Source organism: Rhodopirellula maiorica SM1 (assembly GCF_000346295.1).
GTDB classification, from domain to species: domain Bacteria; phylum Planctomycetota; class Planctomycetia; order Pirellulales; family Pirellulaceae; genus Novipirellula; species Novipirellula maiorica.
On the sequence record NZ_ANOG01000152.1, the window covers coordinates 1 to 520 of the forward strand.

Consider the following 520-nt stretch of genomic DNA (forward strand, 5'->3'; position numbering starts at 1 on the left):
ATTGTTGGCGGTAACGTCAACCGTGCCGACGAATCGTTCCCTGATATCTATAACGACTTGTTGTTTGACGAAGGTGAAATCTCGTTTGCCGACACCGTCGTTAGCTACACCGCCGGAGCAAATGTTTCAGCTGGCTTTGACAACCCAGCACGAGCACTCGGGGCTCCCGATGTGGTCGGCCGCGGGCTCGAGCCTACCGTGGGCGATTTCACCACATCGCTTGGACGTCGCGGCGTCTTGACGGTCGGCTTTACCGACAACTACTTGACCGGCAGCGGCGACGCGCGACCGGACTTGGTGATCTTTGAAACCGGTTCGATTGAAGGGGTTTCGGTTGAGATCAGCCGCGATGGCGTCAACTTTATCAATGTCGGCGTCGTCGCAGGCATCGATGCCACGATCGACCTTGACGCGTTCGGTTTCAATGCACAAGACCGCTTCGGGTTTGTGCGGTTGACCGACCTTGGACAAGGCACATCGACCACCGGTGCGGTCGGAGCCGACATCGATGCGGTGGGTG

Annotated in this window: 1 protein-coding gene; it reads left to right on the forward strand. The window is 58.1% G+C overall.

The genetic code is table 11. From position 1 onward, the window contains the following. A partial coding sequence (locus RMSM_RS40660) for a hypothetical protein (protein ID WP_040764105.1) occupies positions 1-520 on the forward strand: 520 nt, incomplete at both ends.